This is a genomic window from Marinobacter sp., from assembly GCF_041687235.1.
Classification (GTDB): Bacteria; Pseudomonadota; Gammaproteobacteria; order Pseudomonadales; family Oleiphilaceae; genus Marinobacter.
Map to the genome: position 1 here is coordinate 55,611 of NZ_JAWLCH010000005.1, position 22,014 is coordinate 77,624.

The 22,014-nt window shown below is 50.1% G+C and carries 18 protein-coding genes; 4 read left to right on the top strand and 14 right to left on the bottom strand.

The window, feature by feature from the left end; all coding sequences use genetic code 11:
- Window positions 1–226: 226 nt before the first annotated feature.
- From ACESMK_RS08820 to dnaG, 5 genes are read right to left on the bottom strand one after another with little or no spacing between them, the layout of a single operon-like run.
- Window positions 227–1,381 (bottom strand): ankyrin repeat domain-containing protein, encoded by a 1,155-nt coding sequence (locus tag ACESMK_RS08820; protein ID WP_372997328.1) that lies wholly within the window; start codon window positions 1,379–1,381, stop codon window positions 227–229.
- Window positions 1,382–1,384: 3 nt separating this feature from the next.
- A complete protein-coding gene (locus tag ACESMK_RS08825; protein ID WP_372997330.1) occupies window positions 1,385–2,095 on the bottom strand; it encodes a hypothetical protein in 711 nt (236 codons plus the stop codon).
- A 55-nt stretch (window positions 2,096–2,150) separates the two neighbouring features.
- Window positions 2,151–4,196, bottom strand: a complete 2,046-nt coding sequence (locus ACESMK_RS08830) for a RecQ family ATP-dependent DNA helicase (RefSeq protein ID WP_372997332.1) — start codon at window positions 4,194–4,196, stop codon at window positions 2,151–2,153.
- 15 nt (window positions 4,197–4,211) lie between these two features.
- Window positions 4,212–6,710, bottom strand: a complete 2,499-nt coding sequence (locus tag ACESMK_RS08835; protein WP_372997334.1) for a hypothetical protein — start codon at window positions 6,708–6,710, stop codon at window positions 4,212–4,214.
- A 15-nt stretch (window positions 6,711–6,725) separates the two neighbouring features.
- The gene (gene dnaG / locus ACESMK_RS08840; RefSeq protein ID WP_372997336.1) at window positions 6,726–8,576 is read right to left on the bottom strand and encodes a DNA primase; all 1,851 of its coding nucleotides are present in this window, start codon (window positions 8,574–8,576) and stop codon (window positions 6,726–6,728) included.
- A 180-nt stretch (window positions 8,577–8,756) separates the two neighbouring features.
- On the opposite strand from dnaG, the gene ACESMK_RS08845 reads away from it, so the two are divergent.
- Window positions 8,757–9,941, top strand: a complete 1,185-nt coding sequence (locus ACESMK_RS08845; RefSeq protein WP_372997338.1) for a hypothetical protein — start codon at window positions 8,757–8,759, stop codon at window positions 9,939–9,941.
- A 5-nt stretch (window positions 9,942–9,946) separates the two neighbouring features.
- Window positions 9,947–10,456: a hypothetical protein gene (locus ACESMK_RS08850; RefSeq protein ID WP_372997340.1), complete on the top strand. Its 510-nt coding sequence runs from the start codon at window positions 9,947–9,949 to the stop codon at window positions 10,454–10,456.
- On the opposite strand, the gene ACESMK_RS08855 is transcribed toward ACESMK_RS08850, so the two are convergent.
- From ACESMK_RS08855 to ACESMK_RS08865, 3 genes are all read right to left on the bottom strand, one after another.
- Window positions 10,453–12,783, bottom strand: a complete 2,331-nt coding sequence (locus ACESMK_RS08855) for an AAA family ATPase (RefSeq protein WP_372997342.1) — start codon at window positions 12,781–12,783, stop codon at window positions 10,453–10,455. The two genes, ACESMK_RS08850 and ACESMK_RS08855, sit on opposite strands and share 4 nt — an antisense overlap.
- Before the next feature lie 2 nt (window positions 12,784–12,785).
- Window positions 12,786–13,274: a hypothetical protein gene (locus tag ACESMK_RS08860; RefSeq protein ID WP_372997344.1), complete on the bottom strand. Its 489-nt coding sequence runs from the start codon at window positions 13,272–13,274 to the stop codon at window positions 12,786–12,788.
- 78 nt (window positions 13,275–13,352) lie between these two features.
- Window positions 13,353–14,717, bottom strand: coding sequence for a helicase HerA-like domain-containing protein (locus ACESMK_RS08865; protein WP_372997346.1), 1,365 nt, complete (start codon window positions 14,715–14,717; stop codon window positions 13,353–13,355).
- Window positions 14,718–14,984: 267 nt separating this feature from the next.
- Here ACESMK_RS08865 and ACESMK_RS08870 point away from each other — a divergent pair, with 267 nt between their 5' ends.
- Window positions 14,985–15,335, top strand: a complete 351-nt coding sequence (locus ACESMK_RS08870; protein ID WP_372997348.1) for a hypothetical protein — start codon at window positions 14,985–14,987, stop codon at window positions 15,333–15,335.
- A gap of 49 nt (window positions 15,336–15,384) precedes the next feature.
- Here ACESMK_RS08870 and ACESMK_RS08875 read toward each other — a convergent pair whose 3' ends face one another.
- The 4 genes from ACESMK_RS08875 to ACESMK_RS08890 form a co-directional block, all read right to left on the bottom strand.
- Window positions 15,385–17,049, bottom strand: a complete 1,665-nt coding sequence (locus ACESMK_RS08875) for a hypothetical protein (protein WP_372997350.1) — start codon at window positions 17,047–17,049, stop codon at window positions 15,385–15,387.
- A gap of 66 nt (window positions 17,050–17,115) precedes the next feature.
- A complete protein-coding gene (locus ACESMK_RS08880) occupies window positions 17,116–18,162 on the bottom strand; it encodes a hypothetical protein (protein WP_372997352.1) in 1,047 nt (348 codons plus the stop codon).
- A gap of 11 nt (window positions 18,163–18,173) precedes the next feature.
- Window positions 18,174–19,283 carry a hypothetical protein gene (locus tag ACESMK_RS08885; protein ID WP_372997354.1) on the bottom strand — a complete coding sequence of 370 codons (1,110 nt, stop codon included), beginning with the start codon at window positions 19,281–19,283 and terminating at the stop codon, window positions 18,174–18,176.
- Between the two features lie 4 nt (window positions 19,284–19,287).
- Complete coding sequence (locus ACESMK_RS08890) at window positions 19,288–19,896, bottom strand: hypothetical protein (RefSeq protein WP_372997356.1); 609 nt, start codon at window positions 19,894–19,896, stop codon at window positions 19,288–19,290.
- A gap of 62 nt (window positions 19,897–19,958) precedes the next feature.
- On the opposite strand from ACESMK_RS08890, the gene ACESMK_RS08895 reads away from it, so the two are divergent.
- Window positions 19,959–20,480 carry a hypothetical protein gene (locus ACESMK_RS08895; RefSeq protein WP_372997358.1) on the top strand — a complete coding sequence of 174 codons (522 nt, stop codon included), beginning with the start codon at window positions 19,959–19,961 and terminating at the stop codon, window positions 20,478–20,480.
- Between the two features lie 15 nt (window positions 20,481–20,495).
- Here ACESMK_RS08895 and ACESMK_RS08900 read toward each other — a convergent pair whose 3' ends face one another.
- Complete coding sequence (locus ACESMK_RS08900) at window positions 20,496–21,215, bottom strand: hypothetical protein (protein ID WP_372997360.1); 720 nt, start codon at window positions 21,213–21,215, stop codon at window positions 20,496–20,498.
- 21 nt (window positions 21,216–21,236) lie between these two features.
- Window positions 21,237–21,965: a hypothetical protein gene (locus ACESMK_RS08905; RefSeq protein ID WP_372997362.1), complete on the bottom strand. Its 729-nt coding sequence runs from the start codon at window positions 21,963–21,965 to the stop codon at window positions 21,237–21,239.
- Window positions 21,966–22,014: the final 49 nt, after the last annotated feature.

The following is a 22,014-nucleotide window of genomic DNA, read 5'->3' on the forward strand; positions in this document are numbered from 1 at the left end:
CCACCATCCGTGGTAACCATCGAGCCATGCCTTATGAATGCTCGTCCGAAAAAACAGACGCCGCGTCCATCGTGGAAAAAGGAATTGCTGGTACCCGAGGTGAAACACGAAGTCCAACGGGTTCTGTGCTGTCCTGAGGGCTATCTGCAGATGATTCATCGTAGAAAGCTTGCCAGGGCCTCTTCCGCCGGGGCTCCTTCCTACCAACCATTCAAGCGTCATTCAATCAACTCCCTTCAGCTTGACGGCCGCTGGCAGAAACAACCTGCTCTTCGAGAGAAGCGCCGGCAGCCTTGAGGCCCTCAACCAATTTCTGATCGCCAACGCGCTTCGCCATGGAGAGCACCGTGTAACCGCCATCGTCTGGCTTGTTTAGCTCTGAGTGAGCACTCGCTGAAGCGATGGTCAGGACAAGATCAACATTTCTATGCTGGCCGTCAGCAAGGCCGCTGATGGCTGTGTGTAAGGCAGTGCCATCATTGAAGTCAGGGTGCGGGCCCGTTGGGGCGTTGGCCTGGAGAAGCAGTTCGGTAGCGTATTCCTTCCCATAGTAGCCTGCCACATGCAGAGGCCGACTGAGATCCGCGCCAGCGTCTATCAGCATCTGAGCTGCTACGAGATTGTTATTGAGAATCGCATGCTCGATGGGCGTTAAATCTTTGATCCGGGCATTCACGTCCATGCCGGCAGCAATGATCATCTGTAGCAACGCCTTGTCGTTGACCCGATTGCCAAACTGAGAATTCCCCACCAGGAACTCAAGGACATTGGATTCATCGTCAATGGTCAGATTCGGGTCAGCACCTCGGTTCAATAACATTTCGGTGACATTGGTGAGCCCATAGAAAACGGCCACATCAAGTGCGCGTCGGTCCTTCTTACCGATCGCATTCGGGTCACCCCCATGCTGGAACAGGACGTCGAGGTATTCAGTCCGGTTGGAAACCACCAGGCAATGCTCCAGGGGAACATGGTTGTCCATGCTCATGTAGCTGCCACGAACACGGAGCGTCACGCCTTCCCAGGGCTCCTGCACTCGCTCTTCAAACTCCTCCACCGTGATGGAGCGGTTGCGGACCTTGGTGCACAGATCCGAAGCCCAGCGTTCGCTTTTGCGCACGATATCCCGGGCAAAATTAGGAAGGGCAGCTTCGGCGGCCCGGTCGGTCTTCGTGGTTTCAAACGCATGGTCATAAACGATGGAGAACGCCGTCTGGCCGGACTCGTTCGGCTCCAACGGATCCATCCCGGCTTCAACCATCTTAACCACCGCGTCAATGTCGTTATTGCTGGCGGCGTCTGAAAGGCTCTGCTGAGTGGCACACCCTGAGACTAAAAAGGCGACCAGAGTGGCCGCCAAGGGAGAAATGGCTTTATTCATGAATTAAAACCCAGGTTTTGGACGACTCGACAGATCAGGGGTACTCTGGCGTACGGCCGGCGACTGTTCCATGGCAGGATCACCTTTGGCGTAGCCCGCTTCAAGAGCAACGCTCTGGTGACGGGTCAGGGCCTGGCCGGCAAGATCTTCCATGCTCGGCCCGAATGCGGGCTCAAAATCCACCGTTGAGTCGTGTTCAATGGAATCGCGCCACAAGGGCTCGCTATGGATGATCGAGCTGAACTTTGCCAGAAAATCATCGGGGGTCATTGAAGACTGGTAGTGCGGCTTATCAATGCAGGCCAGCTCACCGGACTCATAGGCCTCGAGCAAGGTACGTTCGTCCATGTGTTCAATTTCAGGGAGCAGAGTCTGAATCGGTACGCCCTGCTTCATTTGCTGAGCATTGCCCATGGCCCGGGAAAAAGAAAGTTCCTGGGGAGCACTGACAAATACTGTGAACGTATTGATACCTTCACGCTCTGCCCAGTCCTGGAGATTGGCCGTTGAGGAAGGGTCATAAGTCGCAACAACGGCGGCCTGACCGCGAGACATGGCATTCTCAATATCGAAACCCGAGTACCCAATCGCTTTCTCGGTACCAACTGGACGAACACCCTGATAATCAGCCTTCGACTGGATGTGATCCACCATCGGCTGAACCGGGGCCCCGGAGTTTCCGGTAACAATAATCAGGGATCGAGAATACTTCACAAGTGCCTCCTATAGCCTCCCATTACGATAAAACTTATTTTACAAATTATCAAGGTCAGGAGTGCTTCTCGGCACTCAAATTGTCGAGTGTTTCGATGATTCGGAAGCCAAACTGGAGCCCACGTTCAGGCCCGAGAATATCGTTGATCATGCCGTCTGGATCGTCGCAATCAAAAGCACTTACGATGGTGTCTGCCTCTTTACGTGAGTAGATGGTTTCGACCGTAACTCCGTACCGCTCTGCAAGCTCCGCACGTAAATTTAGAAGCGCCTGGAGAAAATCTGGTTCAGGCTCGGCCAGGGACAGCTTTTCCTGATTGGAGTCGTGGAGTGACTGGTAGTTTTCCCGCAGCATCCGGTACCCAAGGTCCGATAAGGCCAGTACCTTATATTGAGGCTCCACGGTCATGCGAAGCAACTTCTTGGTCAGCAAATCCTGAATCAAAGAGCTGGCCTTGGTGGCGCTGCCCTTACATACCCCGAAACCCGGGTATAGGTGTAGCTTTGAAGCAAGAACCTTCGGATCCCGGACACCATCGAGAGTCAGGGTGATTTTGGATCGGCCAAACCTCTGTTTGGTGACATGCACAAGGTGCAAGGCAGCCAATTCCAGCGAGGACACCCCATCCACAGGCTTCTGGGCGGTGAGGCAGTTATCACAAACACCGCACGCAGTAACATCGGCCTCAGCGTCGAAGTAATGCACCAGGTTAACGGCCCGGCATTCTACCGCTTCGAGATAATCCTTCATCTTCCGCAGGCGCATATCCGCCTTGGAGTGACGTGCAGAGACCATTCCGTAGTCAAACTGCGCTTGCGGGTTATAACTGGCAATGCCGATCAACCCCGGGCGCGGGCCACGCTTCAGGCTCAATATGTTCTGCTGCTCTAGGAAACGGAGTGACTGCTCTACCAAAGCCGCGGATGATCGATAAGGGGCCTTCTGGGAATAATCCGATGGGTTGATTGGCATTGTCTTCTTGTCGTCCGGCCGGTTGTGCAGCCGGGCCAGCACCCATGACATCAACTCCTGTGATGGGAACCTTCCCTCAAGGAGTATGCTCTGGACCATGGCGTCCTGCTTTGACCACAGCACGACACAATCTGAATCTTGCCCATCGCGCCCTGCCCTACCCGCTTCCTGCATGTAGTCCTCCGGCGAGGAAGGATAGCCATAATGGAGTACCATCCGAACATCCGGCTTGTTAATGCCCATGCCAAAAGCGTTTGTGGCTACGATGATGCGGGATTCCCCGTTCATCCAGCTCGTCTGATTGGCTTCTCGCTCACCGGCACTCAGGCGTCCGTGGTACTTGGTGACAGAGTAGCCCTCATTCGCCAGCTTTCCCCAGAGGCGATCGACGTCTTTAACGCTTATGCAGTAGACGATGCCGGCACCCTCGGTAAGCCTATTCAGGAACCGAGTGAGGTGGTGGATTCGTCCGCCATCAGAAGCGCAGAATATGGCGCGGTACCGGAGGTTTGGACGGTTGAAACCGCCAAGGAATACCTGGGGGTGGAAAAGATTCAGTCGATTCCGGATATCGGCTTGCACCTCCTCGGTTACTGAGGCGGACAACGCCATTCGCTGAATCTTGTGCTTTTTGATGCTGGCCAGACGGTCGAGCGCATGCCCCATCTGGGCATAGGAGAACCGGAAGTCAGAGCCCCATTGGCTGACACAGTGGGCCTCGTCGACCACCACCATGGCTATGTGAATCTTCCGCATCCAGAACAGGAACTTTTCCTGCGTTAAGCGCTCCGGCGCCAGGTAAACCAGTTTGTAGCGCCCGGCCTCGATGTCACGAAGGCGTTTGGTGTACTCACCCCCAGAGAGCTGGGAGTTCAGGAAGGTGGCCGAAACCTGAGTGCCTTCAAGCTCATCGACCTGATCCTGCATTAATGAGATCAAAGGGCTGACCACGAAAGTCACACCCTTCTTGAGCATGGCGGGAAGTTGGAAGCAGACGGTCTTACCGGACCCCGTGGGTCTTACAGCGAGAACATCCCGCCCTTCAAGGACCGCCTCGACAATTTCGCCCTGGCCGTCCCTGAAGTCGGGATATCCAAAGTAATGCTGTAACGCATCCCGCGGAGTCATTCAGTCTACCCGGGGTTAAAGGCCCGGGCTCCTGCGTTGCGGTTCATTGCTCTTCAATTCCATCTCAGGCTCCTCTACCTGGGCCGCCGGTGAACTTTCCACCGTGACACCATTCGGGAATTCCATGCGCTGGCCACCAAGGTCGATTGCCCCAACCACCGAATTGCGCGTGCTGTCATAAACCAAAACCCCGTCGTGACCCATATCCCGCATCAGGCCTACATCGACATCGAAACCATTCATCAGGCTATTTTCGACATGAACAACAGAGGGGTTGTCGAATTTTATGTAGCCGGCGGTCAGGTCCTGGGGTATGTCGTTGCCCATGGTGATGTCGGAGATATACGCAATCGGCTTGTCAGTCGGTTGAGCGTTGTGCATCCGGGCACTGGAGAATGCATTACCTTCATTTCGCTGAGCAAAAAGAAAGCTGGCGGGCTTATTGGGTACCGGTGCCGGGTTTTGGTCTCCGGCAATCGTAACCTCGGCATTCCATTTGCCATCAACACTCATAGTGAGCGGGAACTCGCTGGCGGCCGGATTCAGCATCAGCGGTGAAGCAGCTGCGACATCCGCAAGGTCTCTGAGGCTGCGCTCCAAATACCGGCCGTGCTCCCCCATCAAAATCCCCGCATCCATCATATTGTCTGAATGCGTCAGGCTGTCTCGTACCCAGTTATGGACCCGGTTAACCGACATCACCTGGTTCTGGTACTTGGTTAGTGCTTCCGGAGACACCTGCTGAGGGCTCAGGTTCGTCAGCCCTGCTCTCAGCTTGTCTAGTTCAACCAGCATGTTCTGGCGGTTAACTTCGGGCACCTTGAGCAAGGTGCGCGACATATTCACTAGATCCTGAACATTAACGTCAGGATCGTGCTGAGGGTTTACTTTCAACATCGAAGCTACGCGGTCATGACCGGTTGATTCCAGCGCAACGGCGTCAGACAGAGCGCGTGTCACTCCTGGGATCATCTGCAAGGTACCAAGGGAAACTTCAGGCTTCGCCAGTTGCCCCTGAGGCTGACTCAATCCGTCGACGGCAAGCTCAGCGAACTGATAGCCGTAACGGTCCTTCAGACCATTGATAGTTGCCAGGCGATGCACATAGTCCCTAGCAGCGGCCATCTCGGGGTTTTGCAGTCGGTCGCTCGGGCTCAGCATGTCGGAGTCCAGCTTCTTCAGTGAAGCACCAGACAATATCAGTCGTCGCATGATGACTTCGTAAGCCTCGGTATCTTTGCTGAAGTTCTCAATAGCTGATCGAATCGGGGACCGGTCAGCTGCAGGGTGACCGTTGGGGTCCGCACCCTTCATAAGGGCATTCCATAGAAGGTCTGGATCACCATGGTCAACCGCAAACCCGACGACTGACGCATCACTGAACCTCGCAGGCTCTAACCACCGACTATCGATGTCCCAACCGACAAGCCGCTTCACAGTAATATAGGAAACATCCGGGCGGGCGGTGTTGTTCATTGCCTCATTGAGGGGGTTCTTGGCAAAACCATCAGCGCCATAGTTAATATCAAGGCCCTGCTCCACCGCCCGGACAATCCCCTCTATCCAGCCATGTTTGGCCATGATGCTGAGAGGCGTATGGCCGTTCGATGCCTGGCAGTGGAGTTTTGATGCGCCCACCTCGTTAATGATTTCCATCATCAACTGCTCGGCTTCAGGAGAGCTATTTTCAGCCAACTGAAGTGCAGGCACTGTGTTCTCTGGTAATGTGAAGTGGCGATCACTGAGTGGGCGCTCAGCGTCTCCCCCAAGGATGGCTGCAGCATCATATTCAGCCGGAGCCAGCTCATCCTTAAGCATGCGGTGAACCTCCAGCGCAACCTGCGGATCTCGAGAAACAATACGGTTGAAGAAGTTCTCACCATTTCGGCCCCGAGCCTCCAGCAATGACTTCAGGGCCCCTCCCTGAATGTCGCTCGCTGTCATGTCGAGGTATTGTTTGAAATCCCGGGCATTCAGGTCGCTGCGAGAGGCAAGACCGTGCAGCACAGTTTCACCAAAACGGTCTACTCGGTCTCGATAAAGCTCTACCGATGTTATCCCTCGATCGTCCATCCGCTGGGCGTACTCTTCAAGTGCCCTGACGGTAGACATGGGCGCAGACTTGATAGCCTGACGGTATATAGATTCAGCCCCAGATACTCGGGAAACAGGCGTATCAATGAAGATGGGGGTGTCCGAGTCAATCAACTCCCTAATGGTGTCCCACTTCATGCCTGACGCAAGCTTTTCACCAAAGGTCTGGCCGTAAATGTCAGTGACGTTGATGTTAGCCTCAGGGTCTGCAGTGCAGGCTTCGAGAATCAAATCTGCACGCTCAGGAGCAGTATCGGCCAACTCATGAAGGAATGTCAGCTTTTCCCGCGAATCAGGAGATGGCATGTCAATACGAGCACCGGAGGCAATCGCAAGCTGAATATCACGGGCAAACTCCTGCAGGGATAAGGCAGGGTTTTGCAGCAGTTCATCGAGTAGCTTTCTGAGATTGTCATTCATAACTCGCTCCTATGCCTATCGGCTCATCCCCATGCCCTGGGAAGGCCCTTCCCCCGGCTTCATTGTCTGCTTAGTGCCACTCTCATAATCAGCCAACCGCTTGTTGAACTCTTGAGTGGCAGCAAGTGTGTAATTGCGGATCTTTGGCGCCATTTCTTTTGCCGACTGCTTCCCAACAAACGATTCAATCGTCTGAGTGAGATTGTCCGCCAGATATCGGGCGTTAACGGCGCCCCGTGTTGCCTGTAGCTCAGCTTTTACAGCTTTGCGCGTAAAGCCTTCCACATCGCCGGTAGAGCGAAGCGTTTTGATCTCCTGCTCATGGCGAGCCTGAAACTGTTGGAATCTTGGTGCAGCTGTGGTTTTGGGGGTGAGCATACCGGGGACCAATCCGCCACCGGTGAAATGGTTTCCTGGTTTGCTGGCGGGATTGGTTCTAGCAGTTGGTGCTGGAGCTGGCGCCTTTGATGGTGCTTGCTGAACTGGCTCGGGGTTAGGTCTTCCCTTTGTTGGATGCGCCGGTGTAACTGTGGCTTCAGGGTGTTGCTTGAGCATGGCGTCAACCAGCCGTTGTTCAGGGAGATCAATAGCCTGCGCAGTCGCCTTCAACATGACTTCTCGGTAAATACCATGTGGCATCTTCGAAATCACTGTGGCGGCTTCTGAAGCGATGGAAGCTTTCGCCTCTGGGGAATCATCACCGTATCGGTTTTTAAGCTCGGTGATAACGAACCTAGATAGAGGCATGGCCCCTTCAAGTCTCGCCTGATACGCATCAATGCCTTCGGCCCTTAGCAGAGTATCTGGATCCTGCCCCTCAGGATAAAAAAGAAATTGCATCCGTATACCGTCGTTCAGATGCGGCAAGGACATCATCATTGCTTTCCAGGCTGCTTCTCTGCCGGCTCTATCACCATCAAAGCACATGACAGGATCGCTGGTTACAGTGAGCACCTTTGAAAGCTGACCTTCGGTAAAAGCAGTCCCAAGCGGTGCTGCTGTGTTATCGATCCCGAACTGGGCATGCGCGATAACATCGGTGTATCCCTCAACGATGAAGAGCTTTCCGGCTTTCCGCGCTGAGAGTTGAGCCTTATCGAAGTTATAAAGCTCATTCGATTTTTTGAAAACTAGGGTTTCAGGTGAGTTGATGTACTTGGGGGCATTGCTTTCGTCATTCAAACGACGCCCACCGAAGCCGATCACGCGACCGCGCTGGTCGTTGATTGGAAACATTATCCGATCACGGAAAAGATCAAATTTTTTGCCATTCTTTTCCGCAAGGAGGCCTGCCTCCTTAAGCACATCAGCACCATGCTTATTGCTGAGTCGCTTCATGGTGATGGCCCATTCTTCCGGGGCAACGCCGATCCCAAATTCTTTTGCAACTTCACCACTGAAACCGCGCTTTTTCAGGTATTCAACCGCACGACCCTGGTACTTAGGATCGCGGAGAAGATTTTGGTAAAGGTCTTTGGCGTCAGACAGAGCAGCAAATATCTGCTTCTTTCTCTGGGCTTTAGGGTCAAGCTTTTCCTCATTCTCGAACGGTGGCTCCATACCCACCTCTTCACAAAGCCGGGTAACGGCTTCCTTAAAGCTAACTTGCTCGAACTCCCGAATAAAGTTGATCGCGTTCGACCCTTTTCCGCCAAAGCATCCACCAAAGCAGGTGAAGATTTGCCTTTCCTCAGAAACGGTAAACGACGGAGTTTTTTCATCGTGAAACGGGCACGGGCACTTATAGTCCCTTCCAACTTTTTTGAGTTTGCCGCCCAGCCTAGAGTCGATGACCTTTACAATGTTAGCGCGATCAAGCAATTCTTGGATAAAAGCGTCAGATACAAGCTTTCCTGATTTAGCCATGTCTGCCCCGGAAACCAACCATCAAAGTATAAAACTTATTTTATAGTAGTGCGATGGGTGGCGCAACTTAGAACAGCAATAGAGTGCAAAAAATGATCTGGAATAACTCGTATAGCCAACTTGATTGGTGTACCATTTTGAAATATCTTTTTATGATGTTTTGCTGAGGGAGCTAAATTCATGAGTGCTGAGTTGATAAGGCTTGGGGTCGCTGGCGAGTCAAAGAAGGCAGTTCAGCTTGATTGGTATAGCGAGGTAGAGCAGACAGCCAAACAGGCCGGGGTTCCGCTTTTTGAGCATGTCATCTGCCGTCCAACTACAACTGTTCGCCGCAAAGACAGCAGCGGCAGCATAAAAGTTGTTGGCTCTGAAAGCACTTACACGACACTAGAAGAGTTTGTTGGAAGCATTGCTCTACCCGGCCGATCCGGTTTTGAGTGGGCAGAATGGGAGCTTAAAGCGCGTGCCGCGTCCATCGCCAAGCAGTACAACATCTCAGCTGAGTTCCATCCTCAGGAGGTGGTTGAATTTTTTGAGGACGCAAAGCGCCACCTGGAGCGAGAGCCGGCGGATGCTCAGGAGCTTTGGCACGTCCTGACGCTTACCAACAAGAATCGTAGTGATGCACGAATCGCTGAGCTTAAAAGCCAGCTCGATCATCTTAATGAAGAGAAGAAAGAGAAAGAATCAAAAGCTTATGACCTGGAGTTGGAGCTTGATCATCTAACTTGCCTGCTTGGGAGCATCCCTGAAGACTTCGCTGATCGTTTTGGTACCGCTGCTAATCTCGTTTCAATTTATGAGAAGGAACGCGAGAAAACTCGGGCCCTGAAAGAGGAGCTAAACGAGACGTTCCTGGAGCTTAAAGCCAACGCAGAGCAAATTAAGGGCCTGAAACGTCAGCTTGCCGAAGTGCAGCCAGCCGAAGCAGGCCATGATTACAAGGCTGAATTGAATGCTGCCCTAGAAGAAGCTGAACAGGCCAGAAAGTTCCTTATCAAAATCCAGGATCGCAAGAACAGTTCTGCCATCACGATAGAGCAGAAAGAAAAAACAATTGGTTTCCTTCGAGCTCTGAACAGAAAACTTACGGCAACGATTCGAGATAAAAATGCAGAGCTTGAAAAGCTAGGTGCAGCCGTTAATTCCGGCAAGCAACTCAACAAGAAGTTAACAAGCCGAATTCGACAGCAGGTCTCTTTAACGGATATTGCTAAATCTAGCATTGCTGAAGAGCGAGCAGCACGAGTGCGCCTAATGGCCCAGCTTCACCGGGCCCGCCGCACGAAATTGCTTGCGCTTATTAGTCTTGCTCTGGTCGGATCTTTCACTGTATCAATGTTTACATACTTCTTTTTTTGGTAAGGATTGTGCTGCGAATATTCAAACTGAGGCTTAAGGGACTCAAGCGACTTTTAAGCATCGCACTTGTAATTGCGGTTATAGCTACCTATACCGCCTATAAAGGGCAAGTGTTGGTGCAGAAAGCAGCCAGAGATGCGCTTGAGTCTGTTTTGTCAGACATGGAGGTAAATAGGGGAGTCCCGGCCGGGCAAGAAATAATTCTTGCCTACAATTCTGCTATTGAGAGCCCAACTACAGTTTCTATAAGGCGCCTCTATAGCATGATTGAGAATGGGCAAGACACCGGGGATGCGGTTGTTCGATTTTCAGGTAATGCGATTTTCCCAACCCCTGAGATCCAGGCGGCATTTGCGTACAACATGAATCAACTGAGATTTGTCGAGAGCCCAATCATATCTGGGGCCTCGATATTCCTCGTTACTGCTGCTTTCTCCTACCTCATTGTCATCATTTACAAGGCGTCAGTTGCAGTTGTGCGGTGGGCATTTTCGACATTACGTACCCGCATAGCCTAGAAGCTTAATGGTTCTGCCTTCAGTGTTGAGTATTCCTGGGATTGCGGCTTCTCCATGGGGACCAACTTTTCAAACCCATTTTCTACTTTTAGTTCGTAATCTGAGCCTTCGGGGCAGTATTTGTTAACGGCAGCTTGAAGCCCTGTAATTCTATGCTCTCTGTGGGAGTCTTTGACTGCCGCCTCAAGAGTGTTCTCATCGGTGAGAGTGTAGACGTGCTTTTTACCCCGCGTGACACCGGTATAATAGAGTTGGCGAGTCCACTTGTGCTTTTCTGACATCGGTAAAATGACGCAAGGGTATTCTGAGCCCTGGGACTTGTGGACTGACAAACAATACGCGAGCTTGGTCCGCTGGCTGAGTGTTCGCCGGTCAAGCTTTACGTCTACACCATTAAATCTAACAACAGCCTCACGCTTACGCTCATCAATCATCTGAATATACCCGGTGTCACCGTTAACCAAGTTCTTCTCCGGCGAATTCGTTAAATAGATGATCTTGTCCCCGGTTCGATACTCACCATTCGCACCAATTTTCATCGAAACCTTGCCGGGCCCCATAGGGTTAATCACTTCCTGGAGCATGACATTCAGTGATTCCGTACCGAGTTCCCCTTTATGCTGCGGAGAAAGCACCTGTATGTCGCTGTGTTTGTACCCGCAATTCTGAATCAATTCATTTCGAATAAGCTGTCTCAGCGCTACTTTCTTTTCCGCATCGCTCTTCATCAGCCAGACGTTCCATTTCTCTCCCTCATCGACCACATGTTGTGCAGATATATCGGGAGAGTTGCCTTTATTGATTTCGTGAGCGTTCTCGGCGATCGGTCCAGCGTTACGGAATACTTCCCCCAATCTAGTGCTGGGAATGAGCCTATTCTTCGAGTTAATCAGATCTTCAAGAACGTTCCCGGCACCAACTGAAGGGAGCTGATCAGGGTCACCTACCAACAGAACTTTGGACCCGGACGGAGCCGCCTCGAGGGCTTTCAAGAAGATCTCAGCATCGAGCATAGATCCTTCATCAATAACCACCATGTCAGCAATGATGGGGTTCTCTTTGTCTTTCTTTGGGGCGCCGGTATAAGTCATCTGAAGAGTTTTATGGAGAGTTTTTGCCTCTAACTCGGCCTGCTGGCTCAAACGCAGAGCTGCCAGCCCTGAGGGTGCTGACAACGAAAATCGAACGGCTGATCCGTCGTTTTTACCAGCCTCTTTGACACTTTTCAGTATTCTTTTAACAGTGGTTGTTTTACCGGTACCAGGGCCGCCAGTAAGAATGCTCACGTTAGCATTCAGCGCCATAAGAATAGCTCTTTCCTGGTCATATCCGGACTCCCCGGGCTTCTTCTCCATCTTCCACTCGTTTGGAGCCAGAACGGATTTAGCCGTTGCTATCCGATGAAGCTCCTTTGCGATCTTCTGCTCCACCACTGACCACTTTTTCTGCTGGACAACATGGTGATCGCCAATCTGTATGTGGGAGTAGTTGTCTGAGAGCTGAAGGGCCTCAATTATGCTTTTCGCATCATGGAAGGCGCCAATTTTATTGGTAAGTGAGTCTTTTAGCTCATCAAATGGAATGGCCGTGGATCCACGATCGATCTTTTCTTTGAAGGCCGAGTAGAGAGCCGCATCTATACGGTCTCCTCGTTGCGATTCAAGAACGCCAAGATTTTTTGCAACCTGGTCGCAGATGCTAAATTCCAGATTGAACAACTTCCCTGCCTTGTACGGGCGCTGCCGTATGTATTCCTCGGGATCCCCTGGGATTTGTTTCTCAAGGCTTATTGCTTCCTCGCGCCTAACTCCCATATTGCGTACAAGCCAATTGATTGTCGTAATCCGTTGGCCCTCCGCATTAACAGCATCACTCATTTCCTTGATGATAGAGGCGGGGTAACCGGGCAACCGGAAATCTTCAGGGTTTTTAGCAAGTTTTCGGATTGCACGGCACATCCCGGATGGCATCTTTCCATCATTGCCCGCTTTGATGAATGCCATGGCAGTTCTAACGCTTGATATATATGGCAGGCCATCAGCTAACAAGAACTGAAGGGTGTCATAGGCCGTATTCGGAAAAATCACCTCGAACGCTTTTACTCTCACTTCAAGTTGATTTTGGCGATTCTCTCGCGCACTACCCTTACCAAGAACTTTCATCCCCGGCTTGAGATCTCCGAACGTCCCTGAACAAACAACACTCTGAGGGAGACTGCTATCAATAGTGGTGACATTTTTAAGCTTTATAAGAGCATGGTTGCTCTTATTATCTTTCCAGAGAAAAGATTCAATGATGCCGGTGAATGCGGTCTCGTTCTTGGCCATAACTACTCATGGTAGACCGGGCGCCGTTCGAAGCGAACGTTCTTGAAGCCGCGGTCATGAAAAGTATCAATGATGATCGGATAGGTCATATCCATGACCTGTTGTTTGTAAATTCTTGGAACCTCATCAAGGTGCCAAATAATCTCCCTGGATGGTGGAAGGCGAACTGTTTTGGTGTCGGTATCTATTTCAGGGACAGTCAGCATAGCTACTGAGTATCTGTATCGACGCTCATCCCAGTTCCAGGTCTGCCCTTTGACTCTTACCCAAACTGCGCCGGTTTCCTCTGAGAATTCAACTTCAGGGTCATACAAAGTAGTTTTTGTCTGGTCCCAGTCAGAAAGAGGGAATAGCTCCTTCACCTTCCCGTCCAAGCTCTCCAAAAAAACCACTGGTTGGCCTAAAGTCTCGACACTGTGGTCTTTGTTAGCGCAGCCAGATACAAAAATGAGAGCTGATAACAAGGTGATAGCTGAAAGTTTTGAAAGCATGCTTCGGCACCAGAACAACGTAGGTTTAATGTCTCGTCAAGAAAAATAATAAATCAAAATCGTACGTATGAAAAGCAGTTAACCAAACAGCTTGATCGGGACGAATGAGTCGTTTCCAAACCCATAGAAGGCATCGGATTTTGCTTTCAGTCTCGCCATTTGTTCTTCAGGAATATTCCACAATCGCTTCACATCAGAGATTTTTTCCTTCGCAACCGGCAGCAACATGATCGTTCCGATACTGGATCGCATTTCATTGGTTAGCTGCTTGGGATGCTGGAGGCCGCAGAGGCTACCCAGGCCATATTTTCGACCTTCAGTGAAGAAGCGGTTGATAGGGTCAAGGGGAGAGTCTGCAAGCGCGGTGAACAGCTTTACCTCATCAAAACCAAACATCATGTCTGGGATTTTTGGGTTCAGGTTTTTGCAGGTTCTTACAGCGCTATGGAAGGTCTTCTCCAGCAATAGGTAAAAGATCGGTTGCTGGTCCGCCTGATTAAGGGAGGTTAGATCTAGCACATTAATAGCTCCCCGCTTTGCGGATATGTTTTCCCCGTCGAACAGGCCCGAAATAATTGCGCCCTCTATCATGTCGTGAATGGCTTCAAGGCGATTCAAGCTTCCACTGATGGAGGGAAGCTTCTCACCATCACGCAGCTCTTGATCCAGAATTTCCTCGAAACAAGCCATCACAGATGCCTTATGATCTTCAACCTCCTGCTCAAGAGCCTTCAGGTCATCGGTACTGTTTTCGTCGTTCTTGATACAAAAAGCAGCCCTTTGAGCTTTTTTCCGTGCCTTTTCTATTTCGTCAAAAATGTCAGTACCAGATCGTGACTTAACCGACTTAATTTCGTCATCAATTGTAGTGAGAAGATCTCTCATGGTCGGAGGCTCGAGTCGCCAAGAACGAGGATCCTCCATTACGATTCCTTTGCGCTCATAAGTCCTGGTGATAAGCCGCCGTAGCTGCGTTTTCTGACGCGAGCCGATAGAGGGGTTAAACAGTCTAAGGGTCTCCATCACTCCGATGACTGCATGATGAAAACCGCCATACTGATCGTCAGAATGAATGGCGAAAGGATTAATGCCAGCGGTGCCCGGTCCATAACCGAACTTTATTTCGTTTACCCGAACACCCTTCATGTCATGGTTTGAGGAAAACTCTGCGAAGCTGTAGTCCCCTTGGGTGTCGAGAATAAACTGGGTAACACCTTGAGAGGCGAACTCTATTGCCATTTTCCGGATAGTGTAGGTCTTACCCACGCCAGAAGTTCCAATAAGGGCATGGTGGAAGTTCGAGGCCTTTTTCATTGAATGAATCAGTGGCGACTGTGCACCGTCTAGCCGCCTACCAATGTGAAATGCGATGTCAGCCGGGTCTTCGGGCCGAAGGGGAGTGACTGTAGAGGCGTTATGTGTAGTCATTTTGATCCAGAGCATAAAACAAGTTTTACATAGAATAACTTAACGACCTATGGTGGGCAAGTTTGTGAACTGACAAAATGTGTCAAGAAAGTGAATTATGTTTCACTCTATGCAAAATTTGGTGTCTAAACTCTGCCATTTTGCTATATTAAGATCTGTGGTGGGGCTAGGCGGAAGGGAATTCTGATACAACATCATCAGACTCTAGGTAAGCGCCTGAAGCAAAATATCTTTTGAGTCAGTCACCACTCAAGATATTGATAATGTCCCGGAGGTAGCTATATGAAAACTGCAAGAAAATTTGAGATTGCCGAGCCAGTTCTCGGTGAAAAGCGTGAAAAAAGAGGCCCTACCGCCCTCTCCGAGCTCCATTTTAACCCAAGGAGTGAATTGGGCGCCGCCCGCGTTACAACCAAGTCCAGAAAGACGCTCAAGAAGCGCAAAGACATCACAGACCTGGACAGCGCTCTTGCTTACATTGATGACCTTGAGCAACAGGTAGCTCTACTAAAAGAACAGGTCAAGGCAGGAGAGGAAGCTAACAGAGAGATGGCCCAAAAGCAGAAGAGGCTTCTCCGCTCAATGGAAAGCATCTATGTTCGATCTTCTGATGCAATTGAGAACGTAGATTAACGTGAGAAGACTTACAAAAGCGGATTTGCCGCTTTTTTTGGTTTTGAGTTTAGCCAGGGCCTGCCTGCATCGTATTGGAAGGGCCGTCAACTGATGGGGAAGAAAACACGTTCCTGATAGCCTGGACAACGGCTTTCACCGCCTCTAGCGCCGACTCAATCGAAGCGGAAATATTTTCCATAACCTTCTTCTCTCCCTTGCCGGCCTCCATTCCATTAAATACCTTTTCCATCTTGTTCGACAGAGACTCGAGGCTGCGTGACATGTCGGCTTTCTTGGCAGCCTTCTGGCCTTGTTTTGAGCCGAGAGTGTCAGCAAAACTGGCGGCCGTTTTCTCAAAGACCTGAAGCTTTTTCTGCATCCGATCGGCGTACTGCTTTTTTTCGAAAGCACCCTTTGCGGATTTCATGGCAGATCTATCGGCCTGAATAGCATCAAGCTGTGAACTTAAACCGCTGACATTGGATTTCAGATCAGATGTCATTTTCAACTGGTTTTGTTTGTGAGAGTCATAGAACCCTTTCATGTTCTTGGCTCCGCCCACAAGACCTTTACCTAGAGCTTTTGAAATCCCATATCCGAATCCAGCGGCGCCCTTAAAAACATTCGCGGTACCGCCGATCATAGCGGCGCCAGCAGTAGTCTGAACTGGGGCTTGCTGGCTTGCTTCCTTAGCTTTGTTCTCTGGGTTGTCCTTGTCGTTTTCTTTTTTCTTCTCAGCCTCTTGAGTAGGTTCCTGAGTTTCAGATGGTTGAGACGTCGGCTCATTTACTGGCGGATTATCCTGGGCAAACTTCAACATGACAGAAGGTGTGAATTTCGAAAATCCCTTTGCATGCTCTTCTTCCAGTTTTTTAAGCAGAGGCTCATCGTCAGCAACCTCAGTTTTCAGATATCGCATCACGACATCGTAATCCAATTCTCCATTCTCGGAGACCTGAGCCATCTCCTCCAGATCTTTGAGCATTTTGAAAACCGGACGATCACCGGCTATTTCGTCGACAATCAGTTGCTCTTCAGACTTCTTCCCGCCTAGTGTGCTTTCATTCTCTGCAGAGGTGTTTTCAATCTCGACTTCTTTGCTGTTCTCAGACATAGGCACCTCAGGATCTTGTGATGCGGGGCTACTGGCCGCAGACGGCGAAGCAGAGCTATAAGCAGCCTCTTTGTATTTATTTTTGATGCTGACCGACTCTCCGTATTCCGCTTGCTCGTTCAGGAATGAAAGATCGCTAGCTTCAAAATCATCCTCAAAGGCAGCTTTACGATCTTCTGGAGGCTCTGGAAATGGATTGTCTTCATACATCTCTGGCGGCGGCCCCTCCATTGGTGGAGGACCTTCTGCCATAGGTGGTTCGAACCCAAACATCGAAGGATCAAGACCTTCTTCGGAGGGTGCTTGTTGCATGAGATCATCATATTGGGCCAAATCAGGATCGGCTGTTGACTGTTTTGGAGCCTCAGGCGATTGGTTTGGGCGCGCATTCAAATCAAGAGGTATATCGCTAATATCGATATCGACTGGGATCGCCCCTACCTGAGACTCCAGGTTATCAATATCTAAGGCATCTTCTTGCGACATAATTTGGTTAAGTTCATCACTCAGAGGTACAGACATTTGCGAGGCAAGGTCACGTACTTGGTCGACGGGGATCGTTCGCGACCCTGGAAAATTCTGATTGATGAAATCAATGTCTGATTGAGGAACGGCCATACCTATCACAACCCAATAATAAAACTTGTTTTATAGTTTATAGGCTAAATCACGCATGGTCAAAGGCTATTCGAGAACACGATCCTTTACCAAAGTGGAAAGCTGTAACAACTCAACTTGACCGCGCTTATACTCTTGGAGCAACGCCGCAAGCCTGACGGCCTTACTCAGCGCCCAACGCTGAAGCATTACTCTATCCACCATCATCCTGGGGTTGTTGGTCATTTCTACGTTCAGACGTTCTTGCAGTTCAGGATCTGCAGCTGCATCAATCGCTGCTTCGATCGGCAATATGTTGTCCTGGGTAATGGCTGTTTGGTCGTTATTGATCGTAGTACCAACAAGACTTGCGCTCCTTTCTGTTTGGTACAAGCCCTCCTCGACCATTTGCTTTTGCCTAACATCCGAGTTCGCCGGGCTAATCGCGCCATGCTTGAATGACGGTGAGACTCCGTTCCCGATCAGCATTTGCCTTAGAAAATCCACTCTTTCTTTAGTCACGCGGTTCGTGACAGCCGCTTCATAAGCAAGAGTAAATCCACCCGGTTCTTGTGCAACGTTAATGATAGCGTCATCCAGAACCTGTAATCGCTCCCTTTCGTAATTACGGAGGTCGTTCAGGATTCTTTGCCTTTCGGTGCCAAAATCTGTTCCTCGATAATTTGCAAAGGCAAGTGTCTCAGCCAGAAATCGAGGGTTCCGATCGGGTCTTACGTAAGCTGCGACACGATTCGGAAGATCTCTCTGAATTTCAGAATTATTAGCCGTTGAGTTGCTAGTCCGGGCAATTGACACGTTTGAGCAGGCGTCAAGAAATGGAGCAACTTGGGAGTCAGCCTTATTGTTATGTATTTCACTGACTGTATCGGTAATTCGAGTAGCAGTGTTGGCGGCAATATTCTCGTCGTTGCTTTCTTCGCTTTTACGGATATCAATTCCAGTTGTTTGTTGAAGCCTATCAAGAGCCTCTTGCCTTAGGTCATTCACTCTCTTCTTTATCTCATCCTGAATCATTTGCTGAACTTTCGCAGCATCAATAATGGGGATGCCAGCGGGAAGAGCCTGGGCCGGCAGAATCAGAAGAAATAGAGCTAAAGAGCAGAATCGTGGCATTCGTTCTGCCCTCACATGGACCATGGAACCATTTCAGACACCATTGCATCAGCGGCCTGCACAGTTAATGCAAACTCTTGATTTACCAGTTCGTCAAGAGATTCCAGATCGATATCTGCATCATTTGTGAAGGCTGGTAGCTCTGCGTACAAACTTCGGATGGCCGCCAGTAAGGCATCGGGTTCAATAGGCTTGTCTGTTTGCTCTAGCCACTGCTTTGCTTTCTCAGGCTCGGCAAGCATCTCGTCGACCTCAGAAATCAGATTATTGATGCATAGGCGCCAGGCTCTCTGGGCAATTGCTATCAACTGGTCAGCAATGCCAAGTTTGACGCCATTAATATCAGTCTTGGAGAGATGCTCAAACCGAGAAACTTCGTTTTCTGCAACCTCTGCAATAAAGTCAGCGGTGCGCGTCACCAAATCCCCTACTGCGGCGCCAAGGCCCATATCGTAGGCCTCTAGGTATGTTCTGAATTCTGAGAGAGCTCCTCTCACATAAGACCGCTCAAAAACGATGTTCGTAGGATTGTAGTATGTGCTCCCAAGCCGACTCCATGCATCCAATGCAATATCTGTAACGAGCGGCATCGTTCGAATAAAAATCTCAAAACCGTCTGAAACGCTCATATTTTGAGAGCGCTCTCTGGAGTAATTCTTAGCTCGGTCAGATACCAGAGTTAATATGTAACTCACCGCGATATCCGAATCCTGTCCCAGGGGCATTTGCTCAACGGCCCTGCGGATTTTAAGTGCAGCCTTTAAAATTTCCGCCTCAGATTCATGGACAAGTTGATCCATGCTGCTTTCATGACCTTCTCCCGGGCTTTCGGTGGAGGCTTCTTCGGCTTCGGCTATTGTTTGTCCAATGACAAGCTTTGCAACATCAATACTCATGGCACCAGATATTACTTCGCTTGCATAACCAGCGATGGCTATCGCAACATCATGCCTGCTTCCATCAGATAAAGCTGAACCGCTCGTGATTACCGACCAAAGATCGTGGTATACCTGGTAAGCCTCACCAAACTGGCCTTCTACATTTGAACTATCAAATGACACCTTCTGCAAAAGCGTCCGGGAGACCCCCAGTGCGGTAGTAAGATCCAGACTTTTACTCATTCAATTACACCTGCGGTCCAGTTGGTGTGCGCTCTTGCTTGGCGTCCAGGGAAAGGTCATTGCCAAGCGATAACACAAGCTCACGATTCGAAAGCATCATCTGACGAAAACCAAAAGCACAAATCTCTGAAGGGGTTTCGAAGGCTATTTCTTCTCGTAGATCGTTATCGAAATCCACGCCAAAAAAGAAACCGGGAACGCCCTTTAGTCGTGCCACATTTTCATTGATTGGCTCACAAAGCTGTCGTACAGCGTCACGAGCAAGCATAAGAGCTAAGCCAACCTCGGACCTGGCATCTATTGAATCAATTGCCCGGTAACTTGAAGCCGCCTCTGCGTCTGAAAAATCTTCAACAGCCTTAACTTTAAGACCATCACCAGAAGTTTCAGATTTTGCGTAACCACAATCCCAGAGTCGAGCGCCATACTGCATTACAGATATCCGATCGCTAGCCAACATCAGGGATGATAAACCGCCCTGCTCCCCAACCACAGCGTCAACGAAATCAACGAAAGTTTCGTCATCAATCTGAAGCTCATAGGAGGTTAGGCCTTCCAGCTCCATTGCTCTCCGGAAAATGCTTGTTGCCAACTTCGTTGTTTTGTCTTTCATATCGACCTTTGCCGAAACATTCGATAAAATAACTGTAGCGCCAAATCAAGGAGCACTACTGAATGATAAATCATTTCGTTGGTACTGGGCAAGATGAACTGAGAGAGGAGTTGTCGCTTCTTGTTCAACTTTATCGCTCTTTCCTTAACTTTTCGCCCCGCCATGGGCGCGGCATCATGAGCCGATACAAGAAAACATTTTTTTTGGATCGGGCTTTCTGTAACCAGCTGGGGTTTGTCGCTGGTGATGAAGAATTTATTGTGGGCCTGCCTTCTCAGAAATATGACGTAGATGTTTATGAGTCTTTCAGTAAGGTCCAAGCATGCTCTGGATTTCTTGTTCACCCAATGGAGTATTTGTTTCTGGTTATGCATGCGGGCAATGAAGAAGCAAGACAGTCCAATACGATAGCAATCGCCCTTCCTTTCCCGCGAACCCTTCACCAAAAGCTGGCACATATTGGCCGGGTTACCTTCGTTAGAATGAATGACCATAACGAATACCTCGGGAGCCATGCTGAGACAGGTGATTCTTTCGAAATCGAAGTGCGTAAGGATAAGTCCATGTTCTGGGAGCGCCGGTGAAGACGCTCCCCGTCATTAGCCCATGCCTCCCGGGCCACCCCGGCTCGGACCTTTAGCTGAAGGGTCCGAAACGCCGTCGTAGGATACCTCTTCCGGCTCAACATGAGTTACGTCATACCCATCCAGGCGAGGTTTTGCATTATCGTTCATTAACTGGGGCATTCGCTCAACCATCGTAAGCACCGCTTGTGGATCGGCCGACGATCGGGTGAGCACCATGCAGTTATTGTGTGTGGCACTGAAATCCATGTCAGCAAATTTCCCCTCTTTCATGAGCATTACATCGCCCTTCTGGACCAAAGTGGCAAGCAATCCATCGGTAGGGCCAAAGACCTTAATGTTAGTGAGGCCTCCCGGAGAGAGATCTACCTCCACTCTTGTTTCTATGCCGGCTTTCCCCGGATTCGAGTCAATCGAAATTGCCTTGGTGTCTTCGTTGATAGAGACTCGGTAAGGAACATCTTCAGGGGCAGCCTCTAAGGGGTCGCCTTCAGTCAACCAGTTCTTATCTTCATACTTAAACCGCCCTTCAAGTTGAGCATTCTTAGCCTGACGAACCGGTGATACGTCCAGGTCGTCCATCTTTACATCCATACCAAGCTGGTCCCGAAGTTGATCAACAACAGCATGCTTAACCATGTCCTGAAGCTTGGCATCGTCGATACCTTTCAAGCCCAACTGGTTGCGGATCTTATCGAAATTAATGCTGATATCTGCGGGTTGGTAATTGCTCATGATGGATGCTCCTGCCAATAATCAAAAAGGGTTGCGCGTTTCGTTGCCAGCGCGCTTGGTGCTAATTTTTAGCACTTCAGGGCGCTCTGCTGGTTCGTTGCCGAGTTCGTCTAATTCCATCTCTTTCCGCAGTTCCACAAGCGACTTCGATCTCCTTTCGAGCATGCGGATCATTGGCTCAAGAACGCCAGTCTTAGAAAGAATCCGCAGGAAGAACTCCATGTTCATGCCAGCCTTTTTGAGGCTCTTCAGTTCAGATAGGTCTTCAACTTGGAGCTTATCCACGTATTGCTTGCCTTTCTGGTCGACGCGGAAAACCCCATAGACAGCGCGGTCCCAACTGGGCTGATTGCTTCCTATCGATTTTATGAACTGAACTTTAGACCTGCGCGGTAGGGCACTTAGAAGCTGAAGGATTGCCTCTGCGATTCTCCACATAGGGTCATTTACTTCCGGAGGATCCTGGAGCTCACCGCCACGACGAAGTTCATTGTGGAGATCAACACATACCGCCGCGGCGTCACCTTGCATATCAACGCCCTTCTCGACAGCAGAATTTACGGCATCGGCAAAAAGAACCTCAGAGACAGTCACAAGGCCTTGCGCTTTGCCAGCTTCTTCAGCTCTTTGAATGTGCACTTTTCGCTGTAGGTCGGCCCCACTAGCTTCAACACACACAGGCACGATGGCAGGTTTAGATTTCGCGTCCTTACCCACGACGTAAAGGAGGTAGCTCTGCTTCTGACTCATAATTCTTCCAGTTGAACGATCTGGAAAAATCATAATATAAAATAAGTTT

What these genes read in the sequence shown, in the direction of transcription:
- ACESMK_RS08875 (WP_372997350.1), bottom strand. Translation starts at nt 17,049, where the DNA reads ATGGCCGTTCCTCAATCAGACATTGATTTCATCAATCAGAATTTTCCA.
- ACESMK_RS08890 (WP_372997356.1), bottom strand. Translation starts at nt 19,896, where the DNA reads ATGAAAGACAAAACAACGAAGTTGGCAACAAGCATTTTCCGGAGAGCA.
- ACESMK_RS08830 (WP_372997332.1), bottom strand. Translation starts at nt 4,196, where the DNA reads ATGACTCCGCGGGATGCGTTACAGCATTACTTTGGATATCCCGACTTC.
- ACESMK_RS08895 (WP_372997358.1), top strand. Translation starts at nt 19,959, where the DNA reads ATGATAAATCATTTCGTTGGTACTGGGCAAGATGAACTGAGAGAGGAG.
- ACESMK_RS08865 (WP_372997346.1), bottom strand. Translation starts at nt 14,717, where the DNA reads ATGCTCTGGATCAAAATGACTACACATAACGCCTCTACAGTCACTCCC.
- ACESMK_RS08880 (WP_372997352.1), bottom strand. Translation starts at nt 18,162, where the DNA reads ATGCCACGATTCTGCTCTTTAGCTCTATTTCTTCTGATTCTGCCGGCC.
- ACESMK_RS08870 (WP_372997348.1), top strand. Translation starts at nt 14,985, where the DNA reads ATGAAAACTGCAAGAAAATTTGAGATTGCCGAGCCAGTTCTCGGTGAA.
- ACESMK_RS08845 (WP_372997338.1), top strand. Translation starts at nt 8,757, where the DNA reads ATGAGTGCTGAGTTGATAAGGCTTGGGGTCGCTGGCGAGTCAAAGAAG.
- ACESMK_RS08905 (WP_372997362.1), bottom strand. Translation starts at nt 21,965, where the DNA reads ATGAGTCAGAAGCAGAGCTACCTCCTTTACGTCGTGGGTAAGGACGCG.
- ACESMK_RS08835 (WP_372997334.1), bottom strand. Translation starts at nt 6,710, where the DNA reads ATGAATGACAATCTCAGAAAGCTACTCGATGAACTGCTGCAAAACCCT.
- ACESMK_RS08820 (WP_372997328.1), bottom strand. Translation starts at nt 1,381, where the DNA reads ATGAATAAAGCCATTTCTCCCTTGGCGGCCACTCTGGTCGCCTTTTTA.
- ACESMK_RS08855 (WP_372997342.1), bottom strand. Translation starts at nt 12,783, where the DNA reads ATGGCCAAGAACGAGACCGCATTCACCGGCATCATTGAATCTTTTCTC.
- ACESMK_RS08860 (WP_372997344.1), bottom strand. Translation starts at nt 13,274, where the DNA reads ATGCTTTCAAAACTTTCAGCTATCACCTTGTTATCAGCTCTCATTTTT.
- ACESMK_RS08885 (WP_372997354.1), bottom strand. Translation starts at nt 19,283, where the DNA reads ATGAGTAAAAGTCTGGATCTTACTACCGCACTGGGGGTCTCCCGGACG.
- dnaG (WP_372997336.1), bottom strand. Translation starts at nt 8,576, where the DNA reads ATGGCTAAATCAGGAAAGCTTGTATCTGACGCTTTTATCCAAGAATTG.
- ACESMK_RS08900 (WP_372997360.1), bottom strand. Translation starts at nt 21,215, where the DNA reads ATGAGCAATTACCAACCCGCAGATATCAGCATTAATTTCGATAAGATC.